The organism is Bacillus sp. THAF10 (assembly GCF_009363695.1).
Lineage (GTDB): Bacteria > Bacillota > Bacilli > Bacillales > Bacillaceae_I > Sutcliffiella_A.
Map to the genome: position 1 here is coordinate 2,458,763 of NZ_CP045403.1, position 21,047 is coordinate 2,479,809.

Below are 21,047 nucleotides of genomic sequence, written 5' to 3' on the forward strand. Positions count from 1 at the left end.
TTATACCAATTATTTCATAATCTATAAATTCCTTCAATAAGCAATTCTCCATCCAGTGCATACCAAATTCCTAAACAGTTTCAGAAGCTTGATTCTGTGTTTCTTCAGTATAAAAACCTGCTTTAGAGGGGTGAGTATTAAAGATAAATAATATAATCGTTACTCCAAACATAATTAACGTTCCTAATATGACAACAAACTGAATAGATATCAATTCAGCCATAATTCCAAAAATTATGGTTCCAATAATGGTGAAAAAAGCTCCGATGAAACTATAAATACTGCCCACCCGCCCCATTACCTCGACAGGAACATTGTTTTGATAAAACGTGTAAAATCCTGTGTTAATAAAAGCCATGGAAAATGATAGAATGAAAAAACCAATGGCTGCTATCAAAAATTCACCCGACAAAGCATAGATCATATAACCACTTGATACCATCAAGGATCCAAGACCAATTAACCAAGAGGTAGCTACTTTTTTAACTATGATTATGTTTACAAAGGAGCCCGCAACTATTCCAACACCAGCGATGCTTACAAGGAATCCATAATCTCCCTTTGATAAAGAAAGCACTTCTATAGCAAATGCTGCCTCCAGTGAATCTACAACCGTTGCTAAAACCATTACCGCACTAAATAGTAAATAAATCACCATTATATACACTTGTTTACGACTAAAATCAATAACTAATTTCCAATCATTTTCCAATACCTTTAAGCTTAGTTTTTCGCCTTTTGTTTCTATAAAATCATTTTTTTCAATATTAGGTATGAACATGGTAATTAGTGCTGCTAAAAAAAGAGCTATAGCATTAATATATATCGCATTAGTAGGGGAACCACTCATAAATATGATGCCCGCAATGGCAGGTCCGGTAACAAACGCTCCAGAATCTATTAAGCTTACGAGAGAGTTAAATCGTTTCCTTTGAGCTTGAGGAATTAACTTAGTTATGTAAGTCATAGTTGTTGGACCAGCCATGGAACTAGCTATACCTATTAAAAAGACAAGACCGTATATTGTCCAAATAGATGAAAATATAGGTAAAAGGGAAATAAACACTGCTTGGAATATAGTAAGCCACATTAAAAGATGCTTTTTATTCATTCGATCAATCAAACTACCAGACCAAATGTTAGTAAATAAAGTAGATAAAGCTCTTAGTATATATAGACCTGAGACAGCAAGAACCCCCATCTTATCAAGAACAATTAAGTTTAGTGCTAAAAAATACACCCATTCCCCAATACTAGAAATACCAATAATAGTCAATAAAATAGAAGGGTATTTCCACGACTTTAAAATCATTTTTTTACGCATTTTTATTCTCACTCCTTATAGAATTTAAACTTGGACAATAAAAAAACTCACCCCCAAGACGATTGTCTTGAGGACGAGTTATTGCGCGTCGTGGTGCCACCCCAGTTTGGTAAAATGTTTCCATATTACCCTCTTTAGGTACAGTATGAATACCATACATATACCCTCGCTCTATAACAGGAGCTCCTGTCACACTATCACTTAGATGGATCCAATGTGCTGCTCAGAGGCTTGCTTCAGTAATTAAATCCTTACTCCTTCTCACCAAACGGAGCTCTCTTTGAATGATTACCATTACCTACTCTTCTCTTCATCGCGTTTAATATTATTTAACATTATCCAATATTCAAACAATTAAGTAAATGGTTTATTAAAATTAATTAAACAATTGCAAACAAAAACTGATATGGTCTCATTCCTAAACCTATATCATAAATACTAGCATTTGCTTTGCTAACACTGAAGAAACCAATAATTTTTTCCATTTCAAAACTGGAAACATAGAGTTACCTTTTGATTCTGGGTCTAAAAATTCAGCTAAATCTTCTTCATCAGCTTTCATCTAATGATTTATAGTGATGTAAAACAATGTCTTCCAGTCCTGCAACGTGTTTTCTAGGAGCATTTATCATCCCTTCCATTCCATAAATAATATTTCTTAAATACTCACCAAACACTAGGGACTTGTTCCTCTCATTTAGCATCCAGTTATCTCTCTTTATAGTCGTTTGGCCATCAAAACTTGTATCAAAAGGATACGGTATAAATTTAATAGTCGGCGGGAGATATTTTACTAAAGTACGGTACTGCCTACCAGTAGCGATACTTTTACAAACAAATAACAAGCTATTTATTGATGTGAAATCAAATATTTTCTTGGCTTCCGTTACATTTGCAATTGAGTGCATAGATGAAGTTTCATAGGTAATTACTTCTTTAGGAACACCATTTTCAAGTAAGTTCTTAACAATGACCTCAGCTTCTGAGAAACCTATATTATCCCATTCAGGATGTCGCAGATTTGATAAACTACTTCCACCAGTTGCAATAATACAGTCACCTAAACCTTTTTGATAAGCTTCTAAAGGTTTCTTCCAATTACCAGGGTGTGAACCTCCAAATACAAATATTGCATCGCATTTTCTAGGCTCAATCTCTTTCCAAAACACTATTTCTGTTATCTCGTCAATTTGTTTATCTGTAAGCTTTGGAACTTCAGGATATTTAGGTATTCCCACAACGTACCCCCTTTTTACATAATTACAATTTTACTTCATCATCTCAAATTCCCATTATTTCCACAATAAGTTAATTTAGGTAAACTAGACGTCAAAATAAAAAACGAGCGCTGATCCTTGTTACAAGATTGCGCCCGCACGAATTGTTTCTACCGATATTTACGCCCTCGGGGAGGAGTATGACATCTTCGAATCATATTACATAGCTTTTCAACACATAGCAAAACCACCTGAAGGCTCTCCTACAGGTGGTTCTGTTTTAAGCTAATGCGGCTTTGTGTTCTTTCTGGTCAACAGGAACAACTGCATCTGTTAAAGCTGCTTCTACTTCTGCTGCATATTTCTTTTTTTCTTCTTTACTCCAGCTTAAGGTGTCTGCCATGTAAGCAATTATTGCGTCTTTCCATTTGTATACCCAATCAATATTGAATAGGAGAGCTCCTGTTCGGCGCATAAAGAAGTCAATTGGTTTGGCAGCCATTTCGTATTCCATACTGTATACAAGTTTCAGAAGGACATCTAGAGGCAAATTATAGCGCACTGCTACTTCTTTGTATTCTTTAGCTAATTGGAATAAAATATCAACGTTTGAACCATAGAACTTCGCAAAGTGTTCTGATTCCTCTTTCGTTAAACCATATGCCATTCCTTCTTCTGTTTTCTTCATAATAAACGCTGAAAGTTTTTTCGAGCCGCCAACATGACCGCCAGAGATTGGCATGTTTTTCGTTGTGCTATGCGGGTAAGAGCCGTGGCCTTCTTTTTCTAATAAAGCGGTGACGTAGTTTACAACCATTTCTGCCATTTTACGGTAGCCTGTTAACTTACCACCCGCAATTGTAATTAAACCTGAATCGGACGTCCAAATTTCGTCTTTACGCGAAATTTCAGATGCATTCTTTCCTTCTTCATAAATAAGCGGACGAACACCAGCCCAGCTTGACTCTACATCTTTCTCTGTAATCTTCACAGATGGGAACATGTAGTTTATCGCATTGATGATATATGCACGGTCCTCTGTCGTCATTTTAGGAATCGCTGCATCTTTATCATAGAACGTATCTGTTGTTCCTACATAGGTTTTATTATCGCGCGGAATCGCAAACACCATACGTCCATCTGGTGTATCAAAGTAAACAGCTTGCCCTAGTGGGAAACGCTCTTGATCGATAACAAGGTGAACACCTTTTGATAACTGAAGAACTTTTCCTATTTTCGAGTTATCTTTTTCACGAAGTGTATCTACCCAAGGTCCAGCGGCGTTTATAATTTTTTTGCCGTACACTTCATAAACATCACCTTCTAATAAATCAACTACACGTACGCCGCATACTTTCCCATCTTTATATAAAAAGCTATCTACCTTTGCGTAGTTGACTGCTTTTGCACCTTGTACAATTGCTTCTTTCATTACTTCAATTGTTAAACGAGCATCGTCTGTACGATACTCTACGTAGTAACCGCCACCCTTTAAGCCTTTTTGTTTTAAAAGCGGTTCTCTCTTCATCGTTTCTTGGCAACTGAACATCTTTCTGCGCTCGCTTTTCTTAACACCTGCTAAGAAATCATATACACGTAAACCGATGGATGTACTAAATGAACCAAATGTGCCTCCTTTATGGAATGGAAGCAGCATCCATTCTGGCGTTGTAACATGGGGACCGTTTTCGTATACAATCGCACGTTCTTTACCAACTTCTGCTACCATTTTCACTTCAAATTGCTTTAAATAACGTAAACCACCATGTACTAGCTTTGTAGAACGGCTTGATGTCCCTGCCGCAAAGTCTTGCATTTCAAATACAATGGTAGATAATCCACGTTTTGCAGCGTCAAACGCAATGCCTGCTCCTGTAATTCCTCCGCCGATGATGATAACATCTAACTCCTTTTTATGCACTCCACATAATATATCTTTGCGCTCGCTAATTGAAAATTTCATGTTATTTCCTCCTTTTAAGTACAAAAAAAGAGACCACAAACACCACTACGGAATTACTTCCATAGTGCGTTGTGGTCTCTCCAAATCTCCTACCGAATTATTAACTTACGTTCATTTTAGCACTAAACAAAATTATTTAAAAGCTTTTGTTGCCTCAATTGCTTTTTTCCAGCCCGCATATAGCTTTTCGCTTGTATTCGCATCCATCGCTGGTGAGAAACTATGATCCATATTCCACTGCGCCGCGATTTCACTTTGATCTTTCCAAAAACCAACTGCTAAACCAGCTAAGTACGCTGCACCTAAAGCTGTCGTTTCGTTTACAACAGGACGCTCTACTGGTACACCTAAAATATCTGATTGGAACTGCATTAAGAAGTTATTTTTGACTGCGCCGCCATCAACACGTAATGTTTTCAGTTCAATTCCAGAATCTGCTTCCATTGCGCATAAAACATCTTTTGTTTGATAGGCTAATGATTCAAGTGTTGCACGTACGAAATGCTCTTTCGAGGTACCACGCGTTAAACCAAATACTGCGCCACGTACTTCACTATCCCAGTATGGTGTTCCAAGGCCTACGAATGCAGGAACAACATATACGCCATCTGTTGACGCAACGCGAGATGCATATTCTTCACTCTCATGTGCATCTTTAAACATACGCAATCCATCCCGAAGCCACTGAATGGCAGAACCAGCTACGAAGATACTACCTTCTAATGCGTATTCTACTTTTCCATTTAAGCCCCAGGCAATCGTTGTTAATAGTCCATGCTCAGAGGCAACAGCTTTTTCACCTGTATTCATTAACATGAAACAACCTGTTCCGTACGTATTCTTCGCCATACCTTTGCTAAAGCATGCTTGTCCGAATAACGCGGCTTGTTGGTCACCTGCAACACCAGCAATTGGAATGTTTTGACCAAAGAAATGATAGTCTACTGTATGACCGTATACTTCAGATGATGGACGTACTTCTGGAAGCATGCTCATTGGCACTGTTAACATCTCTAGAAGTTCCTCATCCCACTTTAATTCATAAATGTTGTACATTAATGTACGAGATGCGTTAGAGTAATCTGTTACGTGTACTTTACCGCCTGTTAACTTCCATACAAGCCACGTATCGATGGTTCCGAATAATAATTCGTCGTTCTCAGCCTTTTCTCTTGCGCCATCCACGTTGTCTAAAATCCATTTTACTTTCGTACCAGAGAAGTACGCATCGATTAATAGACCTGTTTTGGAACGAACCATTTCGTCATAGCCTTGTCCTTTTAGCTCTTCACAAATTTCTGATGTTTGACGAGATTGCCATACAATTGCATTATATACTGGTTTTCCTGTTTCTTTTTCCCATACAACAGTTGTTTCACGTTGGTTCGTAATACCGATGCTTGCGATTTGTTCAGGCTTTACATTCGCCTCGCTTAAACAACTTGCAATGACCGCTAAAACAGATCCCCAAATTTCTTGTGGGTTATGCTCCACCCAACCCGGCTGCGGAAAATGCTGTGTAAACTCTTTTTGCGCAGTATGAACAATTTTTCCTTCCTTATTAAAAAGGATGGCACGTGAACTGGTCGTACCTTGGTCTAATGAAAGAATAAATTTTTCCATGTTTCCTTCCCCCTTATGCTGCTTTTCTATTATTTGTATATTGTTTATCTTTCTTGCTTACCATATAAGGGATTGCTAGAACAATTACTGCTGCAATCGCTACATATAAAAGTGCTGCGTTTTCTTTGCCTTCGAATACAACTTGATGGAATAAACCTGCTAGTGAACCACCTAAAATTGGTCCAACTACCGGAATCCATGCATATTTCCAGTTTGATCCCCCTTTTCCTGGGATCGGCAGTAAGAAGTGTGCAATTCGAGGTCCTAAGTCTCGTGCAGGGTTAATCGCGTACCCTGTTGTCCCTCCTAAGGATAAACCAATACTTACAATCAAGAAACCTACGACAAATGGGTTTAAACCGTCTGCAAATTTGTTTGCACCAATTGCTAAAATACCAAGTACTAAAATAAACGTTCCAATCATTTCACTTAATAGGTTTGCGAAAGTATTTGGAATTGCTGGTCCTGTTGCAAATACACCTAACTTCGTTCCAGGATCCTCTGTCTCTTTCCAATGAGGTAAATAATGTAAGAATACGATAAGTGCTCCAATCATAGCTCCAAGCATTTGTGCTACAATATAACCTGGTACATCGCTCCATGGGAATGCTCCCTTAAATGCAAGTCCCATTGTTACTGCCGGGTTCAAGTGTGCCCCGCTTATGGAACTTACTGCATAAACTGCAATTGAAACCGCTAAACCCCATCCCATTGTGATAACGATCCAGCCTGAGTTTTGGGCAAACGATTTCTTTAAACTTACGCCTGCACAAACGCCTCCGCCAAGAATTATTAGTATTGCGGTACCAATCAATTCTCCTAAAAATGCTGACATATATATCCCTCCATAATCAGATTCATCGCTTTCATTATGACGGAGTAAAAATGAATGACTATTCACCTTTAAAAGAAAAAGATCCACACGGCATACGTTTCCTTAAAAAATAGAAACAATGAAATGTGGATCTCTGCTTTTCTCCGTCACGTTTATTAACTTAACTAACATCTTAACCGTTCGTGAAAGCGGTGTCAATCATTTTTTATATCAGAATAATTTTTCCCATAATATTTCCAAAGTTCTTTCTTTGAAGTAGTAATTGCAGTTGCCCCTGCTTCTAACGCTTTTTCCACATCCTCTACTGTACGGATAAAACCACCCGCTAAAATGGGAATACCTGTCCTCGTATTCATTTCTGTAATAATCTCCGTTAAAGCACCCGGAAGCACTTCAATATAGTCTGGTTTCGTCTTTTCTAATAAAGCACAACTTTTCTCCATTGCACTTGAGTCAATTAAAAAAATACGCTGAATCGCAACAATGCCTTTTTGCTTCGCCTTCATAATTACGCTCGATTTCGTCGACAACACGCCGTAAGGACGAAACTCCTGGCAAACATACTCTACTGCATACCCATCACTTTGCAGCCCATGAATTAAATCAATATGTAAAAATACCTTTTTAGAATGATTTTTCGCAAGAGCAAGCACGCTTTTTAACTGTGCCAAATGTATGTCTAATACAATGAGGTATTCAAAGGGGCTAAATAATAATTTCTCTAAATCTTTCATTTGCCGAACTGCTGGCAATATTTGTTGTTCATGAAATTCCATAGAATATTCCCTTCCTTCGTTTTCATCCTATAATACTACACATTTCTAAGGAAAAGAATAGAGCGAAGGACGTTCTTTAGTCCTATAAAAAATATCATTTCCATTTACCCATTATTTCATAAATCTTTCCTTTTTGGTTATACACATTGCTAACGTAATTAATAAAAGCAGGTCTAATTCAAAATAGAATTAACCTGCTCTTTCACTTGCTTAACTAGTCACTTCTAATTCCCTAATCATCTGAAAAATCTGTCCACGGTGGTTGGCTTCATGTTCAATGAGGTGGTAGACCACCCATTCTGGTGTGACATCATAGTCCTCAAATGATCGCATTCTTCGCCAATCCTCCAAATTCATCGAGCGAAAGTGTGCAAGGAAAACTGCCCTGACCTTTGATAGGCGTACTGCATGCTGAGTAAAGCTCTCGCCTTCAAAGTGATTTAACGTTCCCTCTGACCAGCTCGCGATTGGGAACAATGCGGAAATTTCAGGGTCCCATTCTTTTTCTATGACTTCTCCGTATAACCACCCGGCTTCCACATATGCAATGTGATACAACAGTGTTCCGATGGAATGAGTATGGTCGCCTTTATAATTAAGAGCAGCTTGGCTAATCCCAGAAAGCTTTTTCAATAAAATGTGACGTACATCTTCCATACACCAGACAAGACGGCCGATTTCTGGCTCAAAACCTGGTAGTGCTGTGACTTGTAGAATTTTTTTAGTTTCCATTTACAGCTCCCCGTTCACTAATTTTTTTCAAATTATCTATGGTAAGGAACATAACCAGACTTTTCGACGAGCACTTGCCCTTCTTCCGATTTAATCCAATCTAAAAATGATTCAAGATTAGGATTGGTGGCATTTGAGAGATGCACAGCATAGAAAGGGCTGACAAACGGATAGGTGTCTTTTTGAATAGATTCAATGGATGGCGCGACTCCGTTCACCTTTAAGTGCTTAATCTTGTTGTTTTTCACCATTGTTTCTGAGAAAAAACGAAACGAGAAACCGATGGCGTTTTTCCTATTTTCATAGTCTAGTGTTTCTTCAATGATTCCACCCATACCAGCTACTCTCTGCTCGCTTGGTGGGTCCATTAAGCGTTTGTCTCCCATTACTTTACGAAGCATTTGCTGGCTTCCACTGTCTTCTGGGCGTTGGAATGCTAGGATAGGCTCATCGTTTCCGCCAAGTTCTTCCCAATTAGTTATTTCACCTGTATAAATTCTTTGAATATCCTCCACCGTAAGATTGTTTACGGGGTTGTCTTTATGCACAAAGAAAACAAAGGCTTCTTTTCCAACAGGCGTTAGCATCAGCTCTACATCTTTCGCCTCTGCTTGACTCTGGATTGTACTTGGGGGTTCTGGAACAAAAATGAGCTCTCTTTCTTCTTTCAGAAGCCCAGCCCAAGCTCCTGAGGTTTGAGTGGATTGTACTTCACTCCTAGTAGACTCATACGTTCCTTCTGGATAAACAGCCTGAGCGAAAGCGGCAAACACAGGATATAGGGCCGTTGAGCCATCTAACTTCAGTAGCGGTTCTTCTAGCTGGAAAGATGCTTCTTCCCCTAAATCGGCAACCATAGAATTATTTTGAAAAGGTTCATATTGGGTGAGGTCGACATCCTGGGCACTCATAATTTTCAAGGATTTTTGGTACCAGGCTTTTCCGCCTTCCACTGCAGCAAAAAGAACAAAGATACTAAGTAAACCCATAAAAGAATATTTTACGGCTTTTTTAGAAAACTGCTGCCACACTAATAGGTTTGCAAAGATGAGCAATGTCATTACAAATGCTGCTGAAACAAGACCATATACGTCATTACCCGTGGCAAATATTAAAATGATTGTTCCATAAAATCCAACAAATAAAATGGCAACAGACATTATGAACGAAGCAATAACTCTCATGATATCCCCTTTGTAGTTCGTATTTTATCTATTTCTATTTCATAAGAAACTCCCCTACTCCACCCTCACGAAAACGAAAATCAATACCAGGTTGTAAGTTTTGTATGTAAATTGTTCTGATGTCACATTAATGGGTATAAATTTTTAAAGGAGGACTTGAACCTCTTGGGGTCACCCCGAAACCCGTACCATTAGTGGCAACTTTGACCTGCTGCAAGGTTTGGTATTCGCCTTTTCATTTTCGTTACCAGCTTCTCTTATGAAGAAAGCAAGTCGGTTCTCCAATTAAGTTCTTGGATTTTCACATCATACAAACGATATTTCTGAGATAATTCATCCACGCGCTTTTGCATTTCTTTTACGCTAATGGTGGTGATGAATTTAATTTCTGCACGAGAGTAGCGATCAAGTTTCATTGTTGCTTGTTCCAGAAGCTCACTGTATATCTTGCGCTCTTGGCCAATTAAATCTCGTGATGCTAAAGCGTCAGAAAGAGATTCTGTTTTATCAAATTTCGTTTTAAGGTTGGTTTTATTTATTTGCTGAATAAGTAGTCTTAGTTTCTCTAGTAGCTCCGTTAATTCCTTTAGCAAAAGCTTAGGATCTTCGTTTGGCTCGTCCCCTTCTTGTATCCGGACATTTTGCAGCAACCTATTTTTCAGTTGCTCGACTCTTTTTTGATAATCTGCTCGTAATATTAATGCTTCTGCTAATTTCATCTTATAACCTCCTGCAGGCCTCCGTTAATATTTCTTCATAAACAGCATTCCAGCCTGTATAAAAATCTTTTAGCTTCATAGGTTCTATCAAGGTTCTATCAAAGGATTCAAATTTAGCTTCAAAAGGATGGAAGCTAATAATATCCATACAGTAAAACATTTGATAGCCTACCATAGGATAAGGACTTTGATTGTTCCAATTCGGATTTTCAGTATGATCAACTTCGATACAACCGAGCAAGGTACACTCTCCACTAACGTAAGCTTCTTCCATGGCTTCACGCTGAAAGCATGCTTCTGGCGACTCTCCTTGTTCTATATGTCCTCCCGGAAAATCCCAGCCTCTATCATTCAAGTTAACGAGTAAAAGCTTTCCTTCAAAAAAGCAAAAACCATGTACACTTGTGACGAGATCCCTTGGAGGAGGACTTTGCTGAGCTTTCCACGTCAATTTCACTTTAGATAGACCCCAATTTACAACAGTTGATGTCATGATGCTTTCTCCTTCTAAATAACTTTTCTTCTAAACTTAGACTCTAGGACTAGTACAATCGGATAGGCGGCAATCAAAATTAACGAAAGATAGATGGACTGCTCGTACATTGACTTAAACATGTCATGAGTCCAGCGAACGTCACCAATAATCCAATATGCCATTGTATTAGAAATTCCCATGCCATCGTTGGCTTCGGGAATAAGGCTTTGTGTGTAGTTTTGGGCAAGGCTAACAACGCCTAAAATAGATAGGGCAATCGCCATGCCTACACCTTTGGAAAACGGATTTTTCACCGATAGCTTCTGAAAGAGAAGGACAGAAGCAATAACTGCCACGATACAAATAAAAATAAACATGATGATACCCCCTTATATTTAGTGCCAATACGGCTGCTCCATTTCAATCACTTCACCTGTACGCGGATTTACAAGAAAGAATCTCTCGTCTGCTTCAAAATGATAGTCTCGATTAAGAATGAAAAATCGTGTTTAGTCCGTATGTATTGGTACCGTATTTCGATAACTCTCTTCTTTATAATCAACAATTTGAGAGACTTCTTCTTTTTCATACACCAATTGCTTTGCCTGCTCAAACGTGTAGGATGGTTTTCCTACTAAAAAAAGAACGATACCTACGCAAAAAAACAAGCCAACAGCTACTTTTGGCCATTTGGTTCTTAATTTTCCTTTTGAGTAGTTATAGGCAACAACCAGTTGAATAGACAAGACTGGTAGCATCATACCGATGTTAAAAACCCCTTTATATAAATAGGAATCTATCCATATGATGACACCAAATTCCATGATGGTAGCCACCATGATTATTAGGATGAACAGATTGCTTTTTTTCATTTTGAGAGTTGTCTCAACTGCTTAAGGTTTCTTAGGAATAGATCAGGAAGTGACCAGTTCTTGTATGGATCTGGTATTTCAAGTTGATTTGGATTATCTTCTCGACAACTGATATGTTTTAATTCGGTAAAATATTGAATAATTTGTTCAAGGTCATTTTTTGTTCCAACTGGTCCATGCCCTGGGATTGCCGTATTAAAATCCCATGTTAATAATTCTTGAAGGGTAGCAATCCAATTGTCTACATCTGAATCCTCAAATAAGGAAGGATGAGAGTTAACAAATAACAAATCACCCATGAAAATGACTTTTTCTTCTGGGATGTAAAGAAAAGAATCACAAGGAGAATGGCCAGCTCCTTTCGTATACAACATGGCAGAAAGATTGCTTCCTTTAAACGTATGAAACTCTTGAAAGGTAATGGTGGGTAAAGTGAGGTTTAAGGTAGGCAATGAGTTTTCAAGTTCTATTAACGATTTAATTTGACATTCAATTTTTTGATCATGGGTTTCATGTAGTGTTTTTTCTAATGCACATATATAAGTTCTCAAACCCTTAAGATCTTGTTTTTGGCTCAATATTCGTGTGGGTTGTATTTCTTTCATCTTGGTATATGTTGTTTTACTAGAAAGAATGTTACAAGAAGGAAACACTTGATTACCCCTAATATGATCACCATGATAATGACTATTAATCACCCAACTTATTTTGGAGCCAGAAATTTCTTCAGCATACTTTTTTAACTCACTGGAAGCCTGTTGCGTATTAAAGGTATCAAAAATTAATGTCTGATCTCCTAAATCTACGAATCCGGCATTACTGGCAGCACCACCGCCGTCCTTTGCAATCGCAGCATATATCCCGCTAGCAACTTGTTGAAGTTCGAAGTGTTTGTTTTTAATTTCTAGCATGTTTTCACATCCAATTCCAAATTTACCTCTTTGTATAAATGTAGACATTTCGTTATAAATTTCGACTATTCGTAATGGTATGCTCCAAAAACACCTTCCAAGCCTTACTCCCTTTTTCCCCTAAAACGAAGCCAATCCTCACTTCTCCGTTTTGCTTCCAAAGATAAAAACCATGCTGGATAGAATCTCCTTCTTTTAACTCTTCATAACCTGTTATTCCAAATGCAGGGGCAATGGTTTCATATGCATTTTCTTCTGTTAAATAGACGATGACCTTGCCTTGATTAAGATTTTCATTCATATTAACTAGAGCTTCTTTAGAACTGTACTCTTCAAATTTCGAATCACTAATCCAGATGGATTCATAATTTTCCGACTTTAAATAAGGCACGAATGTAACACCATCTTTATCTATGTTAGGCCTTTCTCCAACATACGCGATCGTAATCAGCATATTCATTACTTCCGTTTCCCACTCTGTCACAACTTTTGTACTGGTACAGGCTGTTAGTATTAATAGAAACAAAACTAAAACAGAAAAACTAAATTTCATCCCGCTTCCCCTTTACTAAATAGTAAAGCTAGATAACGCTCATACCAATTATTTCAAATTTTAACCAATTACTCAATATATTTTTCACAAAAAGCTCTTTTCTAAAAGATTGTTGTTTTTACCCAGAAAAATGTCGGCTTTAAGACTTTTTCTAATCTCCATGCTAAGAATAACTGCCACGTGTTTAAATCTTCTTACACGAAAAGAGCACGACAGCAACATTGATTACGGATGCCTTATCTAAACGAAGTCGCAACAAAATTTACGAAAATGGCCTTACAAAAAGAAACTTATCTATTTCAGATAAGTTTCTTCTACTTGCTATAAATTTTTTACAAAATCAGCTAATAACGGTGGGAAGGTGTCAAAGGAAAAGGCGACATTCAATCTTTCTGTCCATTGGTGTGGATCTTTTCCTACTGGACCAAGGTTAAATACTGGCATTTGCAAAGCTTCCATATCTGCAAAAGGTAGCGCGTAGGTTGCACCGTAGACAGGAATGTTAAATGGTAGCCTGTCTTTGGCAGAAAAATCGCCTTTTCCAATGAAGCTTAGGTCACAAAGTCCTGAGAAATAGCGTTGCTCCAAAAAATGAATGCCACTTCCCTCTTGACAGCGTTTGATAAAGGAACGAGCGGACTCCAAAAGGGCTCCGTCTTCTGTTGCCACCGCAGGATAGTATGGTGGAGCAAAGAAAAGGATAATCATTGGCCCTAAATCCTTACACAAAGCTGCGATTTCCTCTACAACTCTGATAGACTGTTCCCGTTCATCCAAATGAGAATAAGCAAAGATCACAGACGCGATTCGTAGTTCAAGCTCATGTTTTCCATATAATTCCTCTGCTTTTTTCTTCAACTCTTCAAACGTATAAACAGCAACATTCACCGGAACCTCGTTAAACGAGGCGAATTGTTTATATTCATGGGCTTTCAATTTGCAAAACTGATCAATATTAGTTGCTGCTTGTTTGGCAATAGTTAAAAGCTCCGTCTCCCATTCAGGCAATGACTTCTCCATAAATAGCAGATTGTAAAGAGTTACTGCCGTATGGGGAATTTGCACGGAATATTCTTCTTTCAAATCCTTGGTAAGTAGGCTAGTGGGTGGTGGAGTCGTCTCCTTTCCCACTTGCTCACATAAATCGGTATTCCACTCCATCAATCTCTGAATCTCAGAAATCATCAAGTTTGCATTTAACCCTGATAACGGTTCACCTACATGGGTTTCTTTACCGTAACAAAAGAAGCCTGGAAGAAGCTTTCCAATTGCTCCCGTATATAAATAGAGATTATTGTCCCCTGGGTATCGTTGAAACATTGGTTCTGAGTTCACGCAAGCTTTATACGTCAAACCATGCTTCCTCGAAAGCTCTGTTAGTGCGGGTAGTGCCTGTAGCATTCCCTGTGAATTGACCTCCTCATCAGGCACCGCAAGAAGGAGCAAATTAACTTCCCACTCTTCTGCGATAGCCTTTTCTAAAAGAGACATCTGCAGGGCAAGTCCTGCTTTCATGTCCATCACACCGCGGCCGAACAGCCAATCTCCAGACTCTAAATGCTCTTTCGCCTCTTTTGGAAGAACATCAATGTAGTTCTCGAGCTCGCGAGTCAGCTCTAGAGGTTGAAAGGCTAGATCCTTTAAAACACCATAGTCCTCCACCCCAACTACGTCAAAATGACTGACTAACACAATGGTGTCTGCCGCTTCTGATTGCTTGACAAGCGCCGTCACAAAAGAACGACCATCCTCCATCCGGTGCAGTTCAGCATTTGCTGGATTATTCTGAAAATAATCCAGATGATTCAGCTGATAATAAATAAAAGACGCCAGTCGCTTCTCTTCTCCTGATAAGGTGACACTGCCATGCTGGACAAGGGATACTAATAGATTTGTCAGCTGCTCCTTTGTTTGCCAATGCATCTCCCATCCACCCTCTCTATCAATCTATTTTTCTCCTATCATACTACTAAGTACAAAAATTGAAAACACATCTTTTGGTGGCAAGAAAAACATTTGCTATAATATTTTAGGAACTCGAAATAATTTAGGAGGAATGAAAAATGAACACAGCATTATTCTCCCCATTTACGATAAAAGGTGTTACCTTAAAAAACCGCATTGTGATGTCACCAATGTGCATGTACTCGAGTCACAATGAGGATGGCCATGTAGAGGATTGGCATTTTACACACTATGTTTCCCGAGCTGTCGGGCAGGTTGGCTTGATTATGGTCGAAGCAACGGCTGTTCAGCCACAAGGACGAATTTCTGCTCAAGACCTTGGTATCTGGAGTGATGAACATGTCGCAGGCTTCCATGAACTAAACAAACAAATCAACGCTCACGGCGCAAAAACAGCGATTCAGCTTGCACATGCTGGCCGCAAAGCAATGGTTGATGGGGATATTTACGCTCCGTCTGCACTTGCTTTTAACGAAAAAATGAGAACACCAGTGGAAATGACTCAAGAAGATATTCAAGAAACGGTGGCAGCATTCGTGGAAGGTGCTAAGCGCTCCAAGGCTGCTGGATTTGACATTATCGAGCTGCACGGCGCACACGGCTACTTAATAAATGAATTCTTATCTCCTCTCACAAATAGACGTGAGGATCAATATGGTGGAAGTGCAGAAAACCGCTACCGCTTCCTTCGTGAGATTATTGACGGTGTGAACGCTGTATGGGATGGTCCATTATTTGTGCGTGTTTCTGCGAATGATTATCATCCAGAAGGCCTTACCGCTGAGGACTATGTGACCTATGCTAAATGGATGAAGGAGCAGGGAGTGGATTTAGTAGATGTTAGCTCTGGTGCAGTCGTGCCAGCTGCCATTGATGTTTTCCCTGGCTATCAAGTAGCCTTCGCTGAAACGATCAAAGCAGGCGCTAACATCGACACAGGTGCTGTTGGCTTAATTACGTCAGGACTTCAAGCAGAAGAAATTTTGCGCAACAACCGTGCTGACTTAATTTTTGTGGCACGCGAACTGCTACGAGATCCTTACTGGCCAAAAACAGCAGCTAAAGAGCTTGGGGTGGAGATTGAAGCTCCGAAGCAATATGACAGAGCGTGGTAATCAAAAAGAGCAATGAACTTTTCGAAGTTCATTGCTCTCTTCTTTATTCTATTACTGTGGTTAATGGAAAGTCATACTCTTTTATTAACTGCATGAATCGTGTGAGTAGGTTTTCCGTTTCCTCATCAATGAGTAGTGTATTATTATCATCAAATATAATTTCCAATGTTTGTTCTTTTGTTTGATCATTCAACGTCAAGACTATTTCGTCCACATCATTCCAGCTGTATTCCACTTTTTCACTCGTAACTAAGGTCACTCCAGCTTCTCCAATTGTTGTGATAGGCTTTAGCCCCGCATACATAAAGAATGCAGCTAATGCCGCACAGGCAATGCAGATGATGAGACGGAATGTTGGTTTTAAAAAGTACGAAATTACTGCGGCAACTACTAATAAAACGACCGCTATACCATAATAGCGATACGTGATTGCGTGCGTTTTGATTACCCACACCGTGCCGTCTGCATATATGTTTCTATGAAGCAAATATGGCAGAAACCAAATGACAAGCGGCGATAAGAGCGCCATAACAATGGCTGCAACGATGAAAAAGTGCTTTTTCTCGTAATTTATTTGCATAGAACTCTCCCCCTTACCCACTTTTACGTGCAAAAGGAATAGGAAGTTTCAGTATTTTTTGAAAATATTACATTTAGAAGAGCGATATCAACATTTTGCATGAACTTGAAAGGTTCGTTTATGAATTTATTTGCGCCTTTTTGATTTTATTTGCGCTGTTTCTGTTTTATTTGCGCCTTCCTGATTTTATTTGCGCTGTTTCTGTTTTATTTGCGCTGTTTCTGTTTTATTTGCGCTGATTTCATTATATTTGCGCTTTCCATTCATTTATAATTAATTCGACAAACTACGACTATTTCCGCACGCGCATCACCTGCTCCCCACTCCACCAATAAAGCAAAATAAAAAAGGCGACCACCAATTTGGCCACCTTCTTAATTCTCACTTTCCTTACTTCGACTCTTCCAAAATTGCCTGTTGCTCTTCTCTAACTGCTTGCCACTCTTCCCCAAGCTTTTCTTTTTGCGTCCGCAGCCTGCTAACAAGCTTAGACACCCTACTCAGCGTTGCACTCGTTTGGTCATGACTTGTATTGATTTTGCCGTGCACCATCCAATCAACAATAAGACCATCAAAGAAGTAATCTGCAAAAGTTAGCATTTCGCCAACATCTATCGTAGAGTCAAAATGCTCCTTGATATCCAACAGCTCTTCTTTAAAAAGTCGCAATTTCCGCTGGGCATCATGGATATAGGACTTTGCCTCATTCAAACGGCTATGTTTCATATGAGTCGAAATCATCCCGCCACCAAACATATCAAAGGTGGACCAATTTTTTGCAGAGTCTAGGGAGGACAGTGCCCGTCTTAGGGAATCTTCCGCCATCCTGCCTGCTCCGATCGCTTCCTTATATTCATTACTATTTGATTCTAAATCTGCTTCTTTTTCAGCTAGAGCATAAAGCTTGTCACTCCAAACAGAATTCGTATCATGTATCAGTCTTTCTTTTTCAAGGAGAATTTCTTGATATCTGTTTTGTGCATCCGCAACTTCTTCCAACAAACCCTGAAATTCCTGAAGCTCTTGTTCAACATCTGCAATGGTCTCGGCAGCCTCGGTGAATTTCAATTTAGCAGCCAACACCTCTTGCTGCTCCGAATCTCGCTTTTCTAGCTTTTTCCCAGTAATTGTATAAAATACATTCGCGAGGGTAAAGCCTTCTAGCTTTGCAACATCCTCTTCCTCCTTATGTAGTTGATACTCTAGTTGGGCTTTCTTTCTTTTTTCCTCTTGCAAATAGGTCTGCAGCCGATTTATGTGTTCCTCGTACTTAGCTTTTTTCCGAAGATTCTCTTTTACAGTTAGTAGTTCTAGGTTAAGGTCATTAAACAATTTCTACTCCCCCTTTGTACTACTATATACGAAATAATCAGAAAAAAAGTTTCATTTATTTCCATTTCCCTGAAACTACCTTTACCACTAAATCGTATAAATAAAAAAAGAGGGGGGAATGCTTGTGAAGCGGTATTTACTGTTTGTTTTGATTGTAGCAGCTATCCAAATTGGGATACTTGTAGGCATATCTATGTATTTTGATAAGGATTTAATGAATACCATGTTTTTAGGCTCTTGTATCTTTATTATCTTAGCGATGATAATGAGTTCATCTGGAGATGCATTAACTAAAAATTCTGAGGTGGCAGTTTTTGATAGTCTATTAGGGAGCTATAATCCCAAACATGAAAAACCTACATTTTTCTTAACGCCTCTCCTTTCAGGGTCGTTTCTTACATTAATCATTTACTTTATCACCTATTATATTATCTATTAGTAAGTTCAAGCAAAGGGGCTGCTCGCGTATTGAGCAGCCCCTTCACTTAATTTAGCACGATAATCTTACGTGGTGTTCCTTCGTATTCATCTAGAGCAGCTGGATTAATGATTACTACTTGAAACTTCTCTAAATGATCAAGAGCCACATCCACGCCAGCAGATGTTTTAATAGTAGTAGTTTCAGAAATACTTGCTACATACTCATAACCTTTACTATCAGTAGGTCCATCCTCATGGCGTTTTTTCCATTCAGAAATATCTACGATAAGTTGGTTCTTATCCGGATCAACCTTGATAATAAATCCAAGCATTTGATCATCCACTAACGGTCCGAAATGCTCTTCCAGTTCAGTATGGATTTCTGGCTCTTCTTTCAAAAAGGCATGTAAAGTAATGGTGACGCCTATAACCATTAACAGCATCAGCACAATCAGAAAAGTAACTATCTTTTTTCCATGCAAGCAAATCCCCTCCAAAAGAATAGACGCATTTATCTAGGAAGGGTTTCAACCTTTTCTCAACCTCCTGCATTCCACTTCATTACTCTAGCACTAATAAACCAGACTAAGAGCCCAAGAACAATCGGTAAAAAAGCTATTTCTGTATGAGAAACGGAAACCTTAAATTTAAGGACAGCACTTTTTGTTATGTATCCGATAAAGAAAAATACAATGATAGTGATGATTCCTGCATAGATTGGTAGCTTTGACTTTCTCATTCCGCTCCCTCTCCTCATTATTCAATCTGACATTATGAAACTGGTATTTTCCTGGCTCAATGGATTGTTTCTTCTCTAAATTTTTATTAATCTCCTCCAATGCTAACAGAAGAAGCCGACGATTGATCTGCCTTGACACAATCAATGGCAACAACGAGAGCAATAATGATGGTTTCCATTTCTTCTTCGATAACTTCAACCTTGTAGCTATCACCCCAAGTAAACCACTCTTTTCCTACTTTCCCAACGGTGTCACCATGCTTCAACACTTCAAAATTCATATCCCACCAATTTCCGTTTACTTCAATACCTGCTGCATCAATGGTATAACGTGCTTTTAAGAAGGAAAACTCCTTTTTTATGGTTAATACCTCTTGACCATCTACCTCAACTTTAAACTGAGGCAACCAACTGAACACCTTTTTCGTAATATGTGCCACTTCTTTACTATCTGCAGTCATAATAGTGAATGTCTTTGGAATTTCCATAAAACTTCCCTTTACGTAATAAACATCCTTCTCCTGTTGATCCTTTACTGTGAACTTCTCACTTAGACTGAATACCTTCTGTTTTATAAAAAGCTGTCTCATATTAATGCCTCCTCACCGCATTACTTTTATATAATTTACGATTAAAAAAGGGATTAGTTTCAACCTTGTGCATTAATTTCCAAAAAAAATGGATAAATCGCTTTTTTGTCATTAAACATTTACACCCCATTTACGGTGCTGTAAATGAAAGTTCATTCTTCCTTGTTACAGTGAGAGAGTAGTTTACTAACAAAAGGAGAGTGGAAACATCATGAAAAAAGGCTTTAAGATGACAATTGGTGCACTAGCGTTAAGTTTATCCGTTATGGGGGCAGGGGTGGCAAATGCTTCTGAAAAAGGCAAGGAAATTTTGAATGTTGCCCACCGTGGAGCTTCTGGACATGCGCCAGAACACACCATAACTTCTTATAAAATGGGTGAAAAAATGCATGGAGACTATATTGAAATAGATCTTCAGATGACAAAAGACGGACACCTCATTGCCATGCACGACGAAACACTGGACAGAACAACAAATGGTACTGGCCAAGTAAAAGATCACACGCTTGAGGAAATCAAAAAACTCGATGCAGGAAGTTGGTTCAATGAGGAAAATCCGGACAAAGCTAAAAAAGCGTATAAGGGACTAAAGGTTCCTACTTTAGAAGAAGTATTTAAAAAGTTCGGAAAGAATGCAAACTATTATATCGAAACAAAATCACCTGAAGTGTATCCAGGTATGGAAGAAGAATTAATAGAATTAGTAAACAAATATGGAATTAACAAAGAAACGTTGCTTGTTCAATCTTTCAGTCCAGAGAGCTTAACAAAGATGAACCAAATTGATCCATCTGTAAAATTAGTACAGCTTATGTGGTATACATCACCAGCAGAAATTTCCGATGGAGAGCTAGAGGCTATTAAAAAATATGCTATCGGAATCGGTCCGAACAGCTCGATGATTGACCAAGAATATGTACAAAAAACCGTGGAGCACGGCCTTGAAATTCATCCGTATACCGTCAATGAGAAGGATGAAATGAAAAAGTTAATTGATTGGGGCGTAACTGGAATCTTCACTAACTTCCCAGACCGTTTGCATGAACTGAAGAAGGAAAATGATTAAAGAAGTGAAATAATAACCACACCTCAATTGTTAGTCTAATCATCTAACAATTGGAG

Annotated in this window: 24 protein-coding genes and 1 other annotated feature; of the genes, 3 read left to right on the top strand and 21 right to left on the bottom strand. The window is 38.7% G+C overall.

The genetic code is table 11. From position 1 onward, the window contains the following. Window positions 1-70 precede the first annotated feature (70 nt). From FIU87_RS12925 to FIU87_RS12995, 16 genes are all read right to left on the bottom strand, one after another. The gene (locus tag FIU87_RS12925; RefSeq protein ID WP_152444970.1) at window positions 71-1,324 is read right to left on the bottom strand and encodes an MFS transporter; all 1,254 of its coding nucleotides are present in this window, start codon (window positions 1,322-1,324) and stop codon (window positions 71-73) included. A 66-nt stretch (window positions 1,325-1,390) separates the two neighbouring features. Further along, window positions 1,391-1,647: a binding site (T-box leader), on the bottom strand. Between the two features lie 101 nt (window positions 1,648-1,748). After that, the gene (locus tag FIU87_RS21260; RefSeq protein WP_216647472.1) at window positions 1,749-1,886 is read right to left on the bottom strand and encodes a hypothetical protein; all 138 of its coding nucleotides are present in this window, start codon (window positions 1,884-1,886) and stop codon (window positions 1,749-1,751) included. Then, window positions 1,876-2,562 (bottom strand): YdcF family protein, encoded by a 687-nt coding sequence (locus FIU87_RS12930; protein ID WP_152444971.1) that lies wholly within the window; start codon window positions 2,560-2,562, stop codon window positions 1,876-1,878. Before FIU87_RS12930 ends, FIU87_RS21260 begins: the two co-directional genes overlap by 11 nt. 259 nt (window positions 2,563-2,821) lie before the next feature. Next, complete coding sequence (locus tag FIU87_RS12935) at window positions 2,822-4,504, bottom strand: glycerol-3-phosphate dehydrogenase/oxidase (protein WP_152444972.1); 1,683 nt, start codon at window positions 4,502-4,504, stop codon at window positions 2,822-2,824. Between the two features lie 132 nt (window positions 4,505-4,636). Then, window positions 4,637-6,127, bottom strand: a complete 1,491-nt coding sequence (gene glpK, locus FIU87_RS12940) for a glycerol kinase GlpK (protein WP_152444973.1) — start codon at window positions 6,125-6,127, stop codon at window positions 4,637-4,639. A gap of 13 nt (window positions 6,128-6,140) precedes the next feature. Beyond that, entirely contained in the window at window positions 6,141-6,962 is an 822-nt protein-coding gene (locus FIU87_RS12945) for an MIP/aquaporin family protein (protein ID WP_152444974.1), read from the bottom strand. 194 nt (window positions 6,963-7,156) lie between these two features. Beyond that, window positions 7,157-7,738, bottom strand: coding sequence for a glycerol-3-phosphate responsive antiterminator (locus tag FIU87_RS12950; RefSeq protein ID WP_152444975.1), 582 nt, complete (start codon window positions 7,736-7,738; stop codon window positions 7,157-7,159). A gap of 210 nt (window positions 7,739-7,948) precedes the next feature. Beyond that, a complete protein-coding gene (locus tag FIU87_RS12955; RefSeq protein ID WP_152444976.1) occupies window positions 7,949-8,470 on the bottom strand; it encodes a DinB family protein in 522 nt (173 codons plus the stop codon). Between the two features lie 32 nt (window positions 8,471-8,502). Next, entirely contained in the window at window positions 8,503-9,654 is a 1,152-nt protein-coding gene (locus tag FIU87_RS12960) for a substrate-binding domain-containing protein (RefSeq protein ID WP_152444977.1), read from the bottom strand. 257 nt (window positions 9,655-9,911) lie between these two features. Beyond that, entirely contained in the window at window positions 9,912-10,373 is a 462-nt protein-coding gene (locus FIU87_RS12965) for a DIP1984 family protein (RefSeq protein ID WP_152444978.1), read from the bottom strand. 1 nt (window position 10,374) lies between these two features. After that, a complete protein-coding gene (locus FIU87_RS12970) occupies window positions 10,375-10,866 on the bottom strand; it encodes an NUDIX hydrolase (RefSeq protein WP_152444979.1) in 492 nt (163 codons plus the stop codon). Window positions 10,867-10,880: 14 nt separating this feature from the next. Further along, window positions 10,881-11,225, bottom strand: coding sequence for a hypothetical protein (locus FIU87_RS12975; protein ID WP_253905412.1), 345 nt, complete (start codon window positions 11,223-11,225; stop codon window positions 10,881-10,883). A 132-nt stretch (window positions 11,226-11,357) separates the two neighbouring features. Then, complete coding sequence (locus FIU87_RS12980) at window positions 11,358-11,720, bottom strand: hypothetical protein (protein WP_172971056.1); 363 nt, start codon at window positions 11,718-11,720, stop codon at window positions 11,358-11,360. Then, window positions 11,717-12,631: an MBL fold metallo-hydrolase gene (locus tag FIU87_RS12985; RefSeq protein ID WP_152444981.1), complete on the bottom strand. Its 915-nt coding sequence runs from the start codon at window positions 12,629-12,631 to the stop codon at window positions 11,717-11,719. The genes FIU87_RS12980 and FIU87_RS12985 overlap by 4 nt, the downstream gene beginning before the upstream one ends. Before the next feature lie 52 nt (window positions 12,632-12,683). Continuing rightward, entirely contained in the window at window positions 12,684-13,184 is a 501-nt protein-coding gene (locus FIU87_RS12990; protein ID WP_152444982.1) for a hypothetical protein, read from the bottom strand. Between the two features lie 321 nt (window positions 13,185-13,505). Continuing rightward, window positions 13,506-15,107: a M20/M25/M40 family metallo-hydrolase gene (locus tag FIU87_RS12995; RefSeq protein ID WP_152444983.1), complete on the bottom strand. Its 1,602-nt coding sequence runs from the start codon at window positions 15,105-15,107 to the stop codon at window positions 13,506-13,508. Between the two features lie 140 nt (window positions 15,108-15,247). Between FIU87_RS12995 and namA the strand changes: the two genes are divergently transcribed. Next, a complete protein-coding gene (namA, locus tag FIU87_RS13000) occupies window positions 15,248-16,264 on the top strand; it encodes an NADPH dehydrogenase NamA (RefSeq protein WP_152444984.1) in 1,017 nt (338 codons plus the stop codon). 43 nt (window positions 16,265-16,307) lie between these two features. Here namA and FIU87_RS13005 read toward each other — a convergent pair whose 3' ends face one another. Both FIU87_RS13005 and FIU87_RS13010 read right to left on the bottom strand, forming a co-directional pair. Next, on the bottom strand, window positions 16,308-16,844 hold the full coding sequence (locus tag FIU87_RS13005) for a hypothetical protein (protein ID WP_152444985.1): 537 nt from the start codon (window positions 16,842-16,844) through the stop codon (window positions 16,308-16,310). Window positions 16,845-17,234: 390 nt separating this feature from the next. Further along, window positions 17,235-18,176 carry a hypothetical protein gene (locus tag FIU87_RS13010; protein WP_152444986.1) on the bottom strand — a complete coding sequence of 314 codons (942 nt, stop codon included), beginning with the start codon at window positions 18,174-18,176 and terminating at the stop codon, window positions 17,235-17,237. Window positions 18,177-18,300: 124 nt separating this feature from the next. Between FIU87_RS13010 and FIU87_RS13015 the strand changes: the two genes are divergently transcribed. Then, window positions 18,301-18,615: a hypothetical protein gene (locus FIU87_RS13015; protein WP_152444987.1), complete on the top strand. Its 315-nt coding sequence runs from the start codon at window positions 18,301-18,303 to the stop codon at window positions 18,613-18,615. Window positions 18,616-18,661: 46 nt separating this feature from the next. Here the strand turns inward: FIU87_RS13015 and FIU87_RS13020 are convergent, their stop codons facing one another. The 3 genes from FIU87_RS13020 to FIU87_RS13030 all read right to left on the bottom strand — a co-directional run bounded on the left by FIU87_RS13020 (window position 18,662) and on the right by FIU87_RS13030 (window position 19,925). After that, the gene (locus FIU87_RS13020) at window positions 18,662-19,078 is read right to left on the bottom strand and encodes a hypothetical protein (protein ID WP_152444988.1); all 417 of its coding nucleotides are present in this window, start codon (window positions 19,076-19,078) and stop codon (window positions 18,662-18,664) included. A gap of 56 nt (window positions 19,079-19,134) precedes the next feature. After that, on the bottom strand, window positions 19,135-19,335 hold the full coding sequence (locus tag FIU87_RS13025) for an ATPase (RefSeq protein WP_152444989.1): 201 nt from the start codon (window positions 19,333-19,335) through the stop codon (window positions 19,135-19,137). Between the two features lie 86 nt (window positions 19,336-19,421). Beyond that, on the bottom strand, window positions 19,422-19,925 hold the full coding sequence (locus FIU87_RS13030) for an LURP-one-related/scramblase family protein (RefSeq protein WP_152444990.1): 504 nt from the start codon (window positions 19,923-19,925) through the stop codon (window positions 19,422-19,424). Between the two features lie 211 nt (window positions 19,926-20,136). Between FIU87_RS13030 and FIU87_RS13035 the strand changes: the two genes are divergently transcribed. Next, complete coding sequence (locus FIU87_RS13035) at window positions 20,137-20,991, top strand: glycerophosphodiester phosphodiesterase (RefSeq protein ID WP_152444991.1); 855 nt, start codon at window positions 20,137-20,139, stop codon at window positions 20,989-20,991. Window positions 20,992-21,047: the final 56 nt, after the last annotated feature.